Origin of the sequence: Corynebacterium sp. H127 (genome assembly GCF_037482665.1) — a bacterium.
In the GTDB taxonomy this organism is placed as follows: Bacteria; Actinomycetota; Actinomycetes; order Mycobacteriales; family Mycobacteriaceae; genus Corynebacterium.
Window position 1 is genome coordinate 134,766 of sequence record NZ_JBBHKY010000006.1, and the last position, 14,029, is coordinate 148,794.

General features: G+C 55.6%; 26 protein-coding genes. 18 read left to right on the plus strand and 8 right to left on the minus strand.

Features of this window, described 5'->3' with window-relative positions; translation table 11 throughout:
- Positions 1-110: 110 nt before the first annotated feature.
- The 4 genes from WG936_RS08030 to WG936_RS08045 form a co-directional block, all read right to left on the minus strand.
- Positions 111-1,148 (minus strand): XRE family transcriptional regulator, encoded by a 1,038-nt coding sequence (locus WG936_RS08030; RefSeq protein WP_339572580.1) that lies wholly within the window; start codon positions 1,146-1,148, stop codon positions 111-113.
- Entirely contained in the window at positions 1,149-1,748 is a 600-nt protein-coding gene (locus tag WG936_RS08035) for a hypothetical protein (protein WP_339572581.1), read from the minus strand.
- A 109-nt stretch (positions 1,749-1,857) separates the two neighbouring features.
- On the minus strand, positions 1,858-2,271 hold the full coding sequence (locus tag WG936_RS08040) for an ImmA/IrrE family metallo-endopeptidase (protein WP_339572582.1): 414 nt from the start codon (positions 2,269-2,271) through the stop codon (positions 1,858-1,860).
- 11 nt (positions 2,272-2,282) lie between these two features.
- On the minus strand, positions 2,283-3,005 hold the full coding sequence (locus WG936_RS08045; protein ID WP_339572583.1) for a hypothetical protein: 723 nt from the start codon (positions 3,003-3,005) through the stop codon (positions 2,283-2,285).
- 145 nt (positions 3,006-3,150) lie between these two features.
- Here WG936_RS08045 and WG936_RS08050 point away from each other — a divergent pair, with 145 nt between their 5' ends.
- The gene (locus WG936_RS08050) at positions 3,151-3,399 is read left to right on the plus strand and encodes a hypothetical protein (RefSeq protein WP_339572584.1); all 249 of its coding nucleotides are present in this window, start codon (positions 3,151-3,153) and stop codon (positions 3,397-3,399) included.
- Between the two features lie 63 nt (positions 3,400-3,462).
- Here the strand turns inward: WG936_RS08050 and WG936_RS08055 are convergent, their stop codons facing one another.
- The 4 genes from WG936_RS08055 to WG936_RS08070 form a co-directional block, all read right to left on the minus strand.
- Entirely contained in the window at positions 3,463-3,720 is a 258-nt protein-coding gene (locus WG936_RS08055; protein ID WP_339572585.1) for a hypothetical protein, read from the minus strand.
- Between the two features lie 257 nt (positions 3,721-3,977).
- The gene (locus WG936_RS08060; RefSeq protein ID WP_339572586.1) at positions 3,978-4,268 is read right to left on the minus strand and encodes a hypothetical protein; all 291 of its coding nucleotides are present in this window, start codon (positions 4,266-4,268) and stop codon (positions 3,978-3,980) included.
- 151 nt (positions 4,269-4,419) lie between these two features.
- Positions 4,420-5,103, minus strand: a complete 684-nt coding sequence (locus WG936_RS08065) for a hypothetical protein (RefSeq protein ID WP_339572587.1) — start codon at positions 5,101-5,103, stop codon at positions 4,420-4,422.
- A 304-nt stretch (positions 5,104-5,407) separates the two neighbouring features.
- A complete protein-coding gene (locus WG936_RS08070; protein WP_339572588.1) occupies positions 5,408-5,749 on the minus strand; it encodes a hypothetical protein in 342 nt (113 codons plus the stop codon).
- A 247-nt stretch (positions 5,750-5,996) separates the two neighbouring features.
- On the opposite strand from WG936_RS08070, the gene WG936_RS08075 reads away from it, so the two are divergent.
- The 17 genes from WG936_RS08075 (at position 5,997) to WG936_RS08150 (ending at position 13,910) form a co-directional block, all read left to right on the plus strand.
- Positions 5,997-6,227, plus strand: coding sequence for a hypothetical protein (locus tag WG936_RS08075; protein WP_339572589.1), 231 nt, complete (start codon positions 5,997-5,999; stop codon positions 6,225-6,227).
- 82 nt (positions 6,228-6,309) lie between these two features.
- Complete coding sequence (locus WG936_RS08080; RefSeq protein ID WP_339572590.1) at positions 6,310-7,086, plus strand: BRO family protein; 777 nt, start codon at positions 6,310-6,312, stop codon at positions 7,084-7,086.
- Between the two features lie 53 nt (positions 7,087-7,139).
- Positions 7,140-7,397, plus strand: a complete 258-nt coding sequence (locus WG936_RS08085; protein ID WP_339572591.1) for a hypothetical protein — start codon at positions 7,140-7,142, stop codon at positions 7,395-7,397.
- Entirely contained in the window at positions 7,394-7,657 is a 264-nt protein-coding gene (locus tag WG936_RS08090; RefSeq protein WP_339572592.1) for a hypothetical protein, read from the plus strand. Before WG936_RS08085 ends, WG936_RS08090 begins: the two co-directional genes overlap by 4 nt.
- Positions 7,654-7,911 carry a hypothetical protein gene (locus WG936_RS08095; RefSeq protein WP_339572593.1) on the plus strand — a complete coding sequence of 86 codons (258 nt, stop codon included), beginning with the start codon at positions 7,654-7,656 and terminating at the stop codon, positions 7,909-7,911. The genes WG936_RS08090 and WG936_RS08095 overlap by 4 nt, the downstream gene beginning before the upstream one ends.
- Positions 7,911-8,144 (plus strand): hypothetical protein, encoded by a 234-nt coding sequence (locus tag WG936_RS08100; RefSeq protein WP_339572594.1) that lies wholly within the window; start codon positions 7,911-7,913, stop codon positions 8,142-8,144. Before WG936_RS08095 ends, WG936_RS08100 begins: the two co-directional genes overlap by 1 nt.
- Positions 8,141-8,383 (plus strand): hypothetical protein, encoded by a 243-nt coding sequence (locus tag WG936_RS08105; RefSeq protein WP_339572595.1) that lies wholly within the window; start codon positions 8,141-8,143, stop codon positions 8,381-8,383. Before WG936_RS08100 ends, WG936_RS08105 begins: the two co-directional genes overlap by 4 nt.
- Positions 8,377-8,691 (plus strand): hypothetical protein, encoded by a 315-nt coding sequence (locus WG936_RS08110; protein WP_339572596.1) that lies wholly within the window; start codon positions 8,377-8,379, stop codon positions 8,689-8,691. The genes WG936_RS08105 and WG936_RS08110 overlap by 7 nt, the downstream gene beginning before the upstream one ends.
- Entirely contained in the window at positions 8,684-9,016 is a 333-nt protein-coding gene (locus WG936_RS08115) for a hypothetical protein (RefSeq protein WP_339572597.1), read from the plus strand. Before WG936_RS08110 ends, WG936_RS08115 begins: the two co-directional genes overlap by 8 nt.
- A 49-nt stretch (positions 9,017-9,065) precedes the next feature.
- Positions 9,066-9,311: a hypothetical protein gene (locus WG936_RS08120; RefSeq protein ID WP_339572598.1), complete on the plus strand. Its 246-nt coding sequence runs from the start codon at positions 9,066-9,068 to the stop codon at positions 9,309-9,311.
- Positions 9,308-9,481, plus strand: a complete 174-nt coding sequence (locus WG936_RS08125; protein ID WP_339572599.1) for a hypothetical protein — start codon at positions 9,308-9,310, stop codon at positions 9,479-9,481. Before WG936_RS08120 ends, WG936_RS08125 begins: the two co-directional genes overlap by 4 nt.
- Entirely contained in the window at positions 9,450-10,241 is a 792-nt protein-coding gene (locus tag WG936_RS08130) for a hypothetical protein (protein WP_339572600.1), read from the plus strand. Before WG936_RS08125 ends, WG936_RS08130 begins: the two co-directional genes overlap by 32 nt.
- A 56-nt stretch (positions 10,242-10,297) precedes the next feature.
- Positions 10,298-10,663, plus strand: a complete 366-nt coding sequence (locus tag WG936_RS12275) for a hypothetical protein (protein WP_445227948.1) — start codon at positions 10,298-10,300, stop codon at positions 10,661-10,663.
- Positions 10,660-10,971 (plus strand): hypothetical protein, encoded by a 312-nt coding sequence (locus tag WG936_RS08135; RefSeq protein ID WP_339572601.1) that lies wholly within the window; start codon positions 10,660-10,662, stop codon positions 10,969-10,971. The genes WG936_RS12275 and WG936_RS08135 overlap by 4 nt, the downstream gene beginning before the upstream one ends.
- Before the next feature lie 95 nt (positions 10,972-11,066).
- The gene (locus WG936_RS08140; protein WP_339572602.1) at positions 11,067-12,161 is read left to right on the plus strand and encodes an HNH endonuclease; all 1,095 of its coding nucleotides are present in this window, start codon (positions 11,067-11,069) and stop codon (positions 12,159-12,161) included.
- 271 nt (positions 12,162-12,432) lie between these two features.
- The gene (locus tag WG936_RS08145; RefSeq protein WP_339572603.1) at positions 12,433-13,053 is read left to right on the plus strand and encodes a hypothetical protein; all 621 of its coding nucleotides are present in this window, start codon (positions 12,433-12,435) and stop codon (positions 13,051-13,053) included.
- Between the two features lie 74 nt (positions 13,054-13,127).
- Complete coding sequence (locus WG936_RS08150) at positions 13,128-13,910, plus strand: hypothetical protein (protein ID WP_339572604.1); 783 nt, start codon at positions 13,128-13,130, stop codon at positions 13,908-13,910.
- Positions 13,911-14,029: the final 119 nt, after the last annotated feature.

Genomic DNA, 14,029 nt, shown 5'->3' on the forward strand with positions numbered 1-14,029 from the left:
AGTGATCCGGCCGCCGGAATTAGCGCGGTACGTGTGTTTCAACGCCGCCACTGTGGTTATGAGTATAGGGCGTGGGGGCGATTCCGGCAACCGCCCCCACGTGGCCGAACTTATCTTCGGCGGTGGAGGGAGGTCACGGAGGCAAAATTCGTAGTGTTTGGCGAGTTGTCGTCGGAAGAAGACTCCGGAGACCAGACATTCAGGAAGTCTGGGGTGGGTATCAATATGGGTTCTATGGGTACTTCGACTGGCTCGTTCTTCTTCCATCCGCGTCCGCTGATTTGCATGTTGAGGCTGCGGTAGCGGTCTTTGCTAATGATGTCTAGATCGAAGGTACGTCGAACGAGCGATTGGATGGATGTGCCCCATTGGGCTTTGATTTGGGCGTATCCGTTGAGCGTAAGATCAGGCGATAGCATCTCGCTGAATACGGATCGAGGCATAAGGAAAGCGGCAGCAAACATATCTGCTTCTGCCTCGCGGTCGGCGAGGCTTCCGTCATGGCCTGCTGAGTGGAGCATGATGTGTCCGAGTTCATGGGCTGCAGAGAAACGGAACCTATCCCCTGGGGCGTCGTAGTTCAGGGTAGTGACGAATGGATGATGCCGACATGTCGGTGTCGAGATTCCATCGACCTTGTCTGCAGGAAGACTTGGGTTTTCCAACGGAGTGACTAGTATGCCTAGGCGTTGCATACAGCGTGTGACGTTGTTAATCACCTTGTCTTGTGGGACTCCGATGAGTGCTCGGGTTTCTGCGGCTAATTGTTCTATTTCAGCTTTGCAGCGACGGGCACGAACGGGGACAGTTGTTAAGGGGACGAGTTGGTTTGGTCCGCTGTCCTTGGTTACTGCTTGCTCGGTAAGGCCGAATGTTGCTGTTGCCATCGCTAGATCGCGAGCGGAGAGGTTGCGACGTCGATAGTTCAGCGAGGTTGCTCCATATGAGATTGGCGTTTCATCGAAGAAGCTTGGGTCTAGTTTGAAGTGAAACTTCAAAGCGAGTTTGTGTTGTTCGGTGAAAGCGCGAAGTCCCTTTTCGATTTGGGAGTATTGCGCTTGTTTGACACCCAGTAGTGGCGCAAACTCCTTTTGGGTCTTGCCCGTGAGTTGTCGGAGTGTCAGAAGACGAAGGTTTTCAGTCCCCATTTAGTTTGAATCACCAGTTTCTTCATCTTCGATGTCCCAGTCGTCTATGTTGATATCGAAGTTCGTTGTATTTGGGATGAGCTCGTCGGAATCAATCAGTGGAAAACCGGATTCCCACTGGCGTTGGTCGAGCGTGGTATTCGGTTTCGCGATGCGGATGACGAAAGGCACTGGGCCAGTGGGGGTATGGTCTTTTGCCAGCGGTGGAAGGTCCCAGATGCAGGCAATTTGTCGATAGTTAATTTCTCGGGTGGCGGGATAAACTCGATCAGGCATGGGGAATAGACCAGGAGTCTCGGATTTCTTCTGCGCAAAGGCACTCAGAGAACCTTTTCGGCGAAAGACTAATTCTGCTTCTAACTTTTCAGATCGGTAGACGACTCGGTTTTTGGGGTAGAGATCAGCAAGAAGTTTGAAGCTTCCGATGGTGTCGGGAAGTGTCCTTTTGATGCCATGAAGAAACGGATCACGCTGCAGTCTTGTGACGTTCCATTGGTCGCCGTCGTAAGGGGCGCGTTGGACACGGGCAAGGCCATCTTGCCCAGCCTCTTGGAATCGCTTTCCATACGGGGCTAACTCTGCCTTGACACGTTCGATCATGGCTACGACCTTTCAAATGTGACAACCAAAGAGAAAAAAATCACTCAAAGTAACAATGCATGTAAAAATATATCACACGGGTGATAAATGAACCGCGAATGTTACATTTCTAAATGGTCCGGCACCAAGAGTAGGTGTCGATTCTGCCTGCTTCATACAATTTGCTCCACACCTCGAACAATGCAGGTGTGACACCAAGCTCGGCGCATATTTCCGGTGGAGACCAGCCGGACTCGTGGGAGATTCGTTCGACGTCGTCGTAGTCGATTAGCAATCTGGCGGCGAACTCATCTGCCTCACGCTCCGCCCTCGGGCTTGAGCAATCATGGCCGACATCAGCATGGCCGAGCTCATGAGCGATAGCGCACCTTCGAGTCACGGGATCAATACCCCACCGAACCACAATCCGGCGCGAATCAGCATGCCAGCACGCATTCAAATCCACCCGAAGATCAGGGCGCTCAATGAGCTTCACGCCCATCCGCTCACACATCGCTTCTAGGCGATTCTCAACTGCAGACATGGACAGGCCAATCAGTAGCTTTCATCAATGGGATCGGTCGACTTTTGGGCAGCCACATTCAACTCTTCAGAGTTGATGCCGGACACAAGAAGGTCATCAGCAAGTTCAACGATTGCAAACGTCTTCACCGGCATGCCCGATTTGGAATGAACCAACTCTTCCACCGCCTTCGTATCCACATCGCGCAACGGCGAATATTGGCCTTCGATTAAGGAAAAGGGAATTGGGCCCGAGCCTCTATTAATCCACAGAGTCTCATCATCTTTAGCTTCGATATCTCGGACCACAACCCACTCTCCGCCAAACAGGGCAAACACCGCATCACCTTTGCCAATAACCACTCGCTCAAGCCCGTGCTTAGAGGCACGCCGGGCATGTATGTCAGTGATGGATTCATCTTCAGGCTCAAGCTCGCCAAATGTGCCGAACCAGGCATCAGGATCGGAGTTGATGCGTAAGGCCGCGATTCGAATCACTTGGCGGTCAGTAAGCAGCTCTGCGAGAGCTTCTTCGCTCACCCCGGCGACTTCCTCCATGGTGAGGTACCCCGTCGCAGCAAGGGCTTCTGCGGGGTTTTGGCCGTAACCACGAGCCAAAGCAATTACGAACTCGGCGCTTAGTTCACCTTTGGAAAGTTGTCGATTGAGCGTCGACGTTGTGATACCTGCTTTTGTCGACGCCTCTAGACCGCTCGCTCCTGACGTGAGAATCCTGAACCATTCTGTATGCTTCATGCTGCCCATTATGCGCAATGTTGCGAGATTGTGCAACTTGCACAATGGTGCTTGACCTGCGAATAAATAACAAGTTTGAAATTACCCTTGCCAAAACTGGGTAGCGCTGACTAAAGTGGGCAGCGTAGAGCAGAATGGGCAGGAGGTGAGGAATCTGAAACTAAAGCTCCGCCCCCAGGTCTTAGACAAGATCCGGGAGGAATACCAACTAACAAGTGACGAACAACTGGCGCACCACATCGGCGTAACCAAAGGATGCATAGACGGGCTCAGAGCAGGACGAACACCAACCCTGCCAACGCTCGTCAAAATCCTCGATGCAGCGCGAATCACCAGAATCGACGCCGCAATCATCAAAGACCGAAACCCAGTCGCGCCGGGCACTGCTGCCTAGGGCGTCGAAAAGCAAACAGGACGGAGAGAACTAGTGAACAACGAACAATGCCGCTACTGCGGACTAACCATTACACCGAGCCTCAAGCTCAACAATCCGAGCCTCAAGCTCAGCAATTGCAGCCGAGGCATGGAGTGCAATGTCACGTGTGTATCCAACAAGCTCAGTGAACATTTGGCTCAAATCATCAGGAGCGTCAGATACCCGGTCGCGAGCCTGCATCGACTCACGAACAAGCTTCTTCGTAGCTGACCCATCATCAGCACCAAACAATTCAAAAATATCGCCGTATGAAGGACGAGCTGGAAGCCGGTTAGCCATGAGCACCTCTCAAATCAACAAACAAGTCAAAGCAAGACTTTACCGAGAAGCGCACCTTACGGCAGTAAAACTGTTCACACTTCAACACGACGGCGCGCCGGGCACTGCTGCCTAGGACGTCGACAAGCAAAGAAAGGAGAGGCCAGCAATGGCACAGAATGCAGAAGAAGGGACGCCGGTAGTTGCAGCCACCGACGCCCACACAACGGTCCAAACACACGCAAGAACTGTACTCATCGAGATCCCCGTGAACGACACTATGACCGTTCACGAAGCTCGTCATTTGCTAAGTGACCTTCAAGGTTCGCTACCCGCTGTTCAAGATGCTCGATCGCCTTACCGGCCCCATCAAGCACATTCACCAGACAACTGATCGCTTCATCGGCAGTAACCGAATCAGAGTTTTCCAATTGAACAAGAACATCGAAAAACCGAACCCAAAACTGAATGGATGAAAGTTGAGCTTCCTGCGCAGGTTCTTTCGTAAAGGATTTCACGCGATCCACAAGACCATTTGCATGGAAATTGAACGTAAGTTCCGAACTCATTTCTATCACCTCACTTTCCGGGGAAGCGTCCCCAGCACAAGTGAAGCACAACATCAACAGGTCTACGCCGGGCACAGCGGCCTATGCGTCGACAAACAAAGAAAACAGCCTATTAAGCATAGAAAAGTAAATAGGAAGGAGAAAGCAATGCCTAAAACAGCTGTGGTGCAGATACGTCTTCGCCATTCGCGAATTCCGCTTCTGGCTTCGGTAGGAGCCACCGGAGCAACCACGTTGACTTTGGCGTTCCATAAGAACTGGATTGAGTTAGTTGCAGTTTTGCTAACTGCTCTGGGGTGGATAGCACTCGTAATCGCTCATAGGTCGCAGGTGAAGGCGGCAGCCGAAACACTCGACGAGCTATTGCCCGACGAAGACGTGCGGAGACGACCTGGCGGTTTCGAACTTCGGCGAGAGGCCCTTGTTCCAGCATGGAAAACCATTCGATGTACATCCACTTCGATACTTCGGAGGAAGGTGTGTAGGCGATGAGGAACCATGCAGTTTCCAAATTGTCCGAGTCGACCGTGAAAGTAACTGACTTGCCAGGCGCTAGTTGTTGCAGTTCACGTCGCCATGTGCCCTTTGAGATCTTTGCTCCAATACCGAAGAGGGTGACGTCGCGGAGATCTGTGGTGCCGAAATTCTTAACTTCAGCCATATATTTACCGCCGCCCCAGTTCTGCTGGGACATCCCGGGCAAAGGATTCTCCTTGTATACCCGGGCCTTCACAGCGTGGATTGGGCGCCTATTCATGATGTCCCAGACCATCACACCACCGGTTGCCGCGCTGAAAGCAGAAAAGCCGAGAACGGCCCAATCATTCCAATTCATAATCAAGAGTCTAATTCGCACAGTGCCTGGTGTTGTGGGCTAGCGCTTCTAGAAACAGGAAAACTAAATGGCAGAACTTATCGGAAACGGTATCCCACCAGGGAACCTACGAAACAACCACAACAAACCAAGCGGAATGGCAGCACTACTCACCGCACTCAACAGCCACCCACCAACCGTGCCACCCCCCCCACACAGGCAAGCGCGCCGGGCACTGCTGCCTAGGGCGTCGACAAACAAAACAGAAAGGAGGGAAAACGTGCGTCAACTGAAGATGCCTCATCGAGGTCAGTTGCTGCTGGCGTCAATCGAGGAGCGCAGGCTCGATGAAAAGTACGTCGCGGTCATCATAAAAATGCATGAACCCGTAACCGTACCTGCCGAGCGAGTCCGCAAGCTCGATATCGAAGTCGAGGAACTTGCGGGGAAGTGCTTGAGGAATCTCCGGATCACCGGGATCAAGGAAGGTAATCCCCACCTCGTGAGATGGCTGGATCCACAAATCAGGATTCCACGGAGAGGTGATCTTAAGGGGCGCACCTTCCTTTTGCACCCAAACCAAGCCACCGCGCAAATAGGGAAGAACCCACAACTCAAACTCGTAACAATATCCGTTGATTTCCAGCGTGAAAGTCTTGTCGGCCATGTCAAAAGGATAGTTCGCTGCCACCGACATCGCCGGAAACTCAAGGAAACCACCGACATCGACTGCACCAGCGCGCCGGGAACGGCCGCCGGAGGCAAAGTAAAGCTAAATCGTGGCGGGCCGATCTAGCAGCTCTTTGCTCACCATTCTTTCCAAGGGGGCACCCCTGGAGGAGATGAAGAACAATGACTGAACCAGCTCTCGTGTGGAGGGGAAGCCACGCGAGCAGGGCAAGAAAGGAAAACCAATGGGCGTGAATCGAAAGCCGTCAACGGCCGCGAGCTTACTCCGGCAAGGAGTGCGCTGGCTCAAGCGCGGAAAAGACCAAGGGGAATGGAGCAAGAACGATCAGCTCCGTTTGGCGTCAGCAATCACCACGATCGAAAAGATCGCATCGGGCAAAGAGCTGGAGGTGAAGGAAAATGCTGAATTGGCTAATCGGCTTGAGCGTCGGCCTGCTAGCCCTGTCGGTGCTTAGCTTCTGCATCGACTGGTGGATGATCGATCGACCGCAGGGACGCTCGTTTACACAGTTTTGGCGATTCTAAGACAGGTGCAACATGTCCGAGCTACAGAAGTTCAGCTTTCAAGGCTTCGAAGTCCGCACAATCTTTGCGGACGGTGAAACCTGGTTTGTTCTCAACGACCTATGCAGGGTTCTTGAAGTAGCGAATCCGCGGAGCGCAGCGTCTCGGGTTAACCCGCAGGACAAGGGTGTCCGTTCTGTGGACACCCTTGGCGGCCAGCAGAACATGACTGTCGTGAATGAGTCGGGCATGTACGACGTGGTCTTAGAATCCCGAAAGCCGCACGCTAGAGCATTTCGCAGGTGGGTGACATCGGAAGTATTGCCGGAAATTCGGCGCACTGGAAGTTACTCGCAGCAGGTTACGCCGATGTCGGGCACCGAGCTCATGGCAGCTGCCGTAGTAGAGGCGCAAAAAGTGCTTGCACAGCGCGAGGAGCGGATCCGAGAGCTTGAACCGAAAGCTGCTGCGTGGGCAAACCTGGCGTCAGTCGGTGGAGACCTTTCGGTAGCTGAGGCAGCGAAGGTCCTGTCGCGAGATCCGGATATCTCTATTGGCCGGCAGCGGCTCTTTGACTACATGGAAGACATTGGCTGGATATTCCGCACTGGCAGAGGACGGCGCGCGCATTGGGAGCCATACCAACGCCACGTGGACAACGGGCGTCTGGTCGCGAAGTTTGGCAAGCCGTTCTTTAACTCGAAAACCGAGGAATGGGAGCAAGCGGCACCAACGCTGCGGATCACCCCTAAAGGCATCGAAGCCCTGCGAGATCGTCTGTCCGTGGGAAGTCAGCTCGCAATTATCTAACGAAAAAGACCCAGGTGGTGAAGCACCTGGGTCGGACAAGAAAGGAAATTTCAATGCCAAAGAAAACCCTAGCACCGAAACCGGGGATTGAGCCAGAGTGGTCCATTCGTGACCTGATTGGTGTCAATCTCGCAGAAGCTCAGGAAGGGATTATGGGCAAGCTCGAGGACGAGTACGACCTGGAATCGCACCAGATCTACCGGATCGACACGTTCCTCGACGAAGCCTTCCATAAGGCAGCTAACGCGCTGGCTGAAGGCATCAACACGGTTGCTTTCGCTCGTGAGAAGGAGGAAGTGCCATGGGCATGAGTCGCAAGTTCATTGCACTCGCAGTGGAAGAACAGATGCAGAACATTAAGGAAGAACGCCCAGGCCGCGCATTACTGACGTGCCAAGACATCGCGGACTTGTCGGGGCACAACTACGAAACGATTCGCAGGCTGTTGGATTCCGGTGCGATCCGGCCACGTCCGCGATCGAAACCGCGAGAGGCATACCGGGTCTCTGTCAAAGAGGTTGCCCGGTATCTCGCCCTTGGTCCCCGTGAAGGAAAGGAATTAGCAGCATGACCTCGCAAGCTTCGCAGGCTGTGATGGGCTTCGAACCATTTGCCCTAGCGATTGTTGCCGTCGCTGGATTAATTGGCGCACTCCTCATCGTTCTCATTCAGCGCATGGATCGGCTTGAAGACGAGGCTCATAAGCTCCGTCTTGAGTTGCTACTGGAAGAGCTGGATGCGATGACTCGATCCCGCCGTGATTATTCAGCACTAGATCGCGAGGCATTTGCGCGTCACCGCGCATTGGCGGAGGGGATCGAGTGATGTTCCAACGTATGTCGGACGACGATCATGTGGTTGCGGCACTCGACCAGTTGAAAGAGGCCATGATCGCGAAGTGGGAGCGTGACGGGCAGTCGTGGGGGTTGCATCTTCATACTGCTGATACGACGATCGCAGCAATTCGTAATCTGATCGATGGTGCGGATGTGAACGCCACCGTCGAGTGGCAGGTCGAGCTCGCCGAACTTCAAAAGTTGGGGGTGAAGCTGCGATGACCTATGTGCCGATTGTTCAAATCGAAGGTCAAGAACCAGACGACGTTTCAGGTTTGGAGATCCTTCTCAAGGACAGCGACTGCACTCACATTGAGGGCATGGACGGGCGTGTCTGGAGGATATTCCCTTGGCTCAACAAGAAGTCCGTTCCGATCAATGATGCAACGAGCAACAATCCGCAGCGTCTGGTGTGGGCGAAGGTGAAGTCGTTTGGTGCCTTTGAGGAGCCACCATGCTGATAAAGACTCATCGCATCATCGAGCCTGCCTCGGGACATCTCGTAGGACTTGCGCGCTACCGCGGGACTGCACACGTCGAGGTGGGGGATCTGGCGTCGATCATTCCCCGATTCTTTGTGCCGCGTGATCAGATCTACCGATTCCTAACCATCGGCGGGCGTCGCTTCGTAAGCATTCGCGTCGCCCGTAGGTGGGTTCAGCCATGGACCGAGGCTCATGAGATGGGCTCTCAGGCAAAGACCTTGACTCGGATCCTGGATTGGGCAGAGCCTGCGTTGAAAGAAGCGGAGGCATCGAGCAATGCCTAACCAACGCTGCAAGGACTGCGGTCAGCCCGTCAAGTGGGTAAAGACCCAAGCGGGGAAGTGGATTCCACTCTTGCCTTCGCCGGATCCGGATGGAACTTTTGTGCTTCGGAAATTCATCGGGGTCGACGGTGAGAAGGAGACGCGCGCGGTCAGCCTCGATCGCCGGTCGCAGCAGCTCGCGAGAGAACAGGGAGACATGCTGTGGGCTGCTCACGCATCTGCGTGCACCGCGGTGCCGAAGGCCGTTCCTAAGGGCATGCCGGAGCATGTTCGGCAGATGCTTGAGCATCGCAAAGCCCAGAAGCGGGGTCGACATGTCGGGTAAAGGACATCAGAACTGCCGCCTTGCCCGGTGCAGGGCCTGCCATGAATGGGTGGTCGAGGCCATGGACATGGACGGCAACATCGTCGCACTCGATCCACTGCCAAACGAGGAGGGGACGATCTACCTCGGCCGGAAATTCGACCCATTGACATCGAGAGCCTGGCGTCTCGCCGTCTCAGTCACTGAACAAGAGCGTGCGTCATTACTTGCCGATGAGGCCAGCATCTGGGCGTTACACCGAACCACGTGCCAGTTCGGCCGCCACCCCGCCTTCCATGGGAGGTCCATGACGTGAACGAGCTCAAAGCCGCGGAGGAGTGGTGGAATGCCCAGCCTGATCGCCGAAAGGTCGGCATTTGGCGGTGGATCACTCAGCCCCGGCTAGCCGACCTTAATCACCCTGATCAACTAGATCTTTTGGAGGAAATGCCCAATGGCGAAGAACGCATCGACCATTCTGCTTAGCGCCCCGGATCTGCTCGACGCCCTCCGCGTCGCTGTTTTGTTCACGGAGAAGAACACTTACCCGGGCATTCGTCTTGACCTTGATGAGGCTGCGGGCGAGATCGAGGTGACTGCGGTCGTGAAGAATCACGTCATGGTGATGCCGGTTGATGCCGATTGGATCAGCCTCATTGACCCTGACCGAGATGCTGGTTTTGAGCTCACCATCAAGCAGATCCGCGATGTGCTGCAGGTGTTCAAAAACTTCAACAAGCGGCCAAAAGGGGAGGATGAGGAACCGCCTCAGGTCGGCATCTCACTCACTGAGGAAGAGATCAGCTTCATCGATGAATCAGGCATTGGCCTGAACATTCCGCTGTACTCGTGTGAGCGAAAGGATTTGGAGATGTCGCGCTCGTTGGCGTCGACTATCGACGAAACCGTCCAAACGCAAGCGCGAGTGCAGCGGGTGGAGCTTGCTCCGGAGCAGCTGGAGCGTATGACCCGTGTGGGCAAAATTCTCGGGCAGGCGCCGGCGTTTGAAGGTGTTGATGTCAGTGAACGAGTGGAGCAGACCGGCGTGCCGATGCACCGAACGTTGATCACGTGCCAGGACATGCTGTCGATCGCGACGTACTACCCTTCAGGGGCACCGCAGGAAGAGCCTTCCGAATCTGAGCAAACTGACTTGAGTTTCGAAGATGATGAAGCAAGCCAGTCGGATATCGAGCCGTCACCAGGGCTGCGCGTAGTGCAATCTCGCCCGCTAATGGGGGTCTAATGAGGGACATTGACCCATTGGAGGGGGCGATATGCCGCCAGGTGAAGTATCGGACGATGTCTCCGACGCTATGGGATCCACGTGCGGAAAAGGAACGCGCCGACGATGTTGCGGCTCGTCATTCACAGGCCCGCATCTTGTGTAATCGGTGCCCTGTTCTCCGAGCGTGTGAAGCCCGAATGATGGCGCACGAATCCGAGGGACTACTCATCGCCGGAGTTGTGGCCGCACGATACTCAGTTCTGCAGGTGTCCCAAGGCAGCATGGTGCCGCGCCAGGAAAAATGCTCCGGCTGTGGTGTTCTGCTTCACGCCCCGAACGCTCGAAGGCGAAAAAAGGGCACTCGCATTCACGCTGGCGAAGGGCTGTGCACGAAGTGCTGGCCGATGCTGAGACGGATCTACAAAGGGACAATTCAATGAAACTTACCCAATACCAATGGCAGTTCATTCAGAGCTGGAACGAAGACCTAGCTAAAGAAATTAGGTGCATGTGGCGCGAGATTATCCCCGTGCTCGAGCGCGTCAGCGAGCAGTTTCAACATGTTGCAGCCGTGCTTGCCGAGCAACGCACCGCTAAGCGCCAAACGAAGCACGCCCCGCGTCAACCGCTGCGACCGCCGCGAGTAGATACCTCCAGCATCGCTTACACCTGGCAGAAAATACCGGTGCGGACGACGCGCCACCAGACGCCACGAGCGCGCCGCACAATCCCGCGGCCACCGCCTTAAGCGCCTAGACCATGTTTGCTACGACCTTGAAGGAATTCCATGAAGCCACCACGTCTGATCCCGTCAGCGAAGCCCCGGTCCGGGAGTGATCGCTGATGAGCTGGATCCGTAAAGGCGACGAATGGAATTCAGCCCCGGAGTGGGGACGCGCACTAGAGATCGCATTGCACCGAAATGACGTGCGCCTCGTGAACGAACTCAAAGGCGCGAGTGACGCCTTATTCACCTTCTCCGCCCAGCAATGGACGGACTACAAGGTCCGCTTCGGCGAAGCCGCCATGGTCATCGGCACCGAGACCGCCAAGCAAGTCATTGCTGACCTCGTCGCAATCGGCGTGCTCTTCCAGACCGACCAAGCCGGCCTAGAATTCCAACTACTCGAGCGCGAAAACTTCGTCCACATCATCCGCTCCGACGACAAGAAGAAAGCCGCAAAACGCAAGCGCGATCAAAACAGAGGCTCACTCCAAGTCCCTGTCCTGCTTCGCGACGGCGACAACTGCCGCTACTGCGGGGACCTCGTCATCTGGAACGACACCCGCTCCGACGCTGGCCGAGAACTCGACCACCGAAACATCCAGGAGGAAACAACCCCGGACAACTACGTTGTCGCCTGCAAAGGCTGCAACCAACTCCGCTACGAACTCGGCGATACCGCCGACGACGAGCTCCCACTCCTTGATCCACCAGAGTTCCCGGTCTACGGCCAGGAGCTGATCAAGAAGTTGTCCAAGTGGCCACGCCTCGTTGCAAGAGAGGCAGCCAAACGAGGAATCCGAAACCCGCTCACCGCGGGCAACGTCGAGGCCTCGCCGGACCCGCAGCCAGCGGGTGAGCGGCCAACCCCACACCCACGTCCATCGTCCACCCCGTCCCAGTCTCCCGACGCACACCAGCGCTCAGGTGAGCTCCCACTCCCCGGTAACTCCCAGCCAGCTCCCGCAAGGTCGAGCGGCCAGGTAGCAGTGAAAGGTCGAGCAGGACTCAAGGACACAACCGCGTCGGCAAGCCAGCCGCACGAACCCAACAACCAAACAACCGACCACTCCCAGGAACCCCGAGACAGCCAGCCTCGGGAGCATCCGCAGACCCCACCAGGCACGCACGTGCGCGCGCCGGGATCCGCCAATGGAGTGACTGAGCCTGCACGGAAGCGTTCTCGCAATCGGCGCTCGCGTCGCCGTGGCTGACTACTGGATCACGATCTGCTCGACAAAACTGAGCCGAATCTAGTCAGTACAGCTACAGCCCGCGCGTCTCGTCGATCTTTTTCATGAAAGCGTCGAGAACGCGGCTTTTCGCATGCCTGCATCCGTTTTGAACCTTAATGAATCCTTAAAAACCTTTCCCGGGAAAGGGGAGGGGCATTTCCCGGGAACCCGGGTCGGGTCGGGTCGGGACGGGCAGGGAATGGACGGTAACCAGCTTGAAAAACTATTTCATTACTAGAAAGGTGGATTGATGGATCTCTTTGAGTCTTTGGGGCGTGCGCTGTATTGGCTCTCGGTTGATGCTGACGCATTGGATGAGTTACTTGTTCCTCGCCAGCCAACGTCTGGTGAGAACGCGGGGAAGCCGCCGAACTTACCGGGGTCGAAGCCTCCATTGTCGATTCCGATGCTTCAGCTGAAAACGGACACGGAGCAGGTTGTGCATCGTTGGTGTTGGCTACTTTCGGATTCCGCTCGGGATGTGGTGGGGCTTCCACTTGATTCGGTGAGTTTGGCTAGACGGGCGCAATGGTTGAGTTTCCATCTGGAGACGTTGGAGTCGATGCCATGGTTTGATCGGGCAGCCGAGGAGTTGATCGCACAGGGCAATGTGGTGGCTGACGTCGTCCGGCCGCCATCAGCGGAAAACGATCCCTTGCCAATTGAAGTTGGGACGGCGCGTGAGATAGCATCGTGGACTCGTCATCTTGGGCGTCGAGTATCACGGACGACGATCCAACGTTGGGCAAGGCAGGGAGTCATACCGTCTGAGGTAGCTCCTGATGGTCGACTTTTGGTCAGGCTTGCCGATGTGCTCGATCAGGTACCGATTCAAACTATTTTGAGTGGGCCACCCCATGCTGTAAGCTGACGCTCGAAAGAGCTATGAGCCTCGGTTACCGATGGGTGCCGGGGCTTTCGTCATGTCAGGGGAGGTACTTCATTGTGCATCCGCAGGCCAAGCTTCACGTGGTAACTGGTCCACCGGCGGCCGGTAAGTCGACGTTCATCCGTGAGTATGCGGGGCCAGACGATGTGGTGATTGACTTCGACTTCATAGCCAATGCTTTATCCGGCAGGCCGGTGGATAATCATGATCATTCTCGGCATGTTGTCACCGTGGCTAAAGCAGCACGGAGGGCTGCCTTGGACAAAGCTCTGCTACAGCCAGTCACGACGTGGATCATTCACTCCTCGCCGGCCGAGAGCACGCTGCAGTCTTATCGCAGAATGGGGGCAGAGGTGCATGTCATCGACCCAGGTAAGCAGGTTGTGATGAGTCGGTGCAAAGCCGAGCGTCCACCGGAGATGCTCAAGGTTGCAGCCGCTTGGTACTCGAGCAGGAAGAAGCCTCCGCTCACCACGACCGAGAAGGGACTGGGCTGGGAGCATCAGAAGGCGCGCGATGCACTGCTGGCCGTGCATCAAGATGGCACGCCCTGCTGGTGGTGTGCGAAACCAATGTTCCGCGATAAGCGGCGCAATCACGACGGCCTCTCCTTAGCGGCAGATCATGAAGAAGCCCGGCACTATGGCGGTACGAAGCCCACTAGGTTGCTGCATGGTTCATGCAACAGCTCGCGCAAGCAGGGCGACAATGACGATCAGCGCCCGGCAGCTGGCGTCACGGAGGCTTTCAGAGCTGCTCTGACGACACTGATCGACAGTCCAGCTGCGGAGGCGCAGGCGCCCCCTGCACCCGTGTTCAACTGGCCTGGCTTCGAGTAGCACACCCCCTACCCAAAATATCTAGAGGATCCCCGCCTGACCCTCCTCGGCGCGCGTCCGTCAGGCGATTTACGTGAGCCTGAAACTCACAGCGCCGTCTACCAGTGGAAATAGGGAAG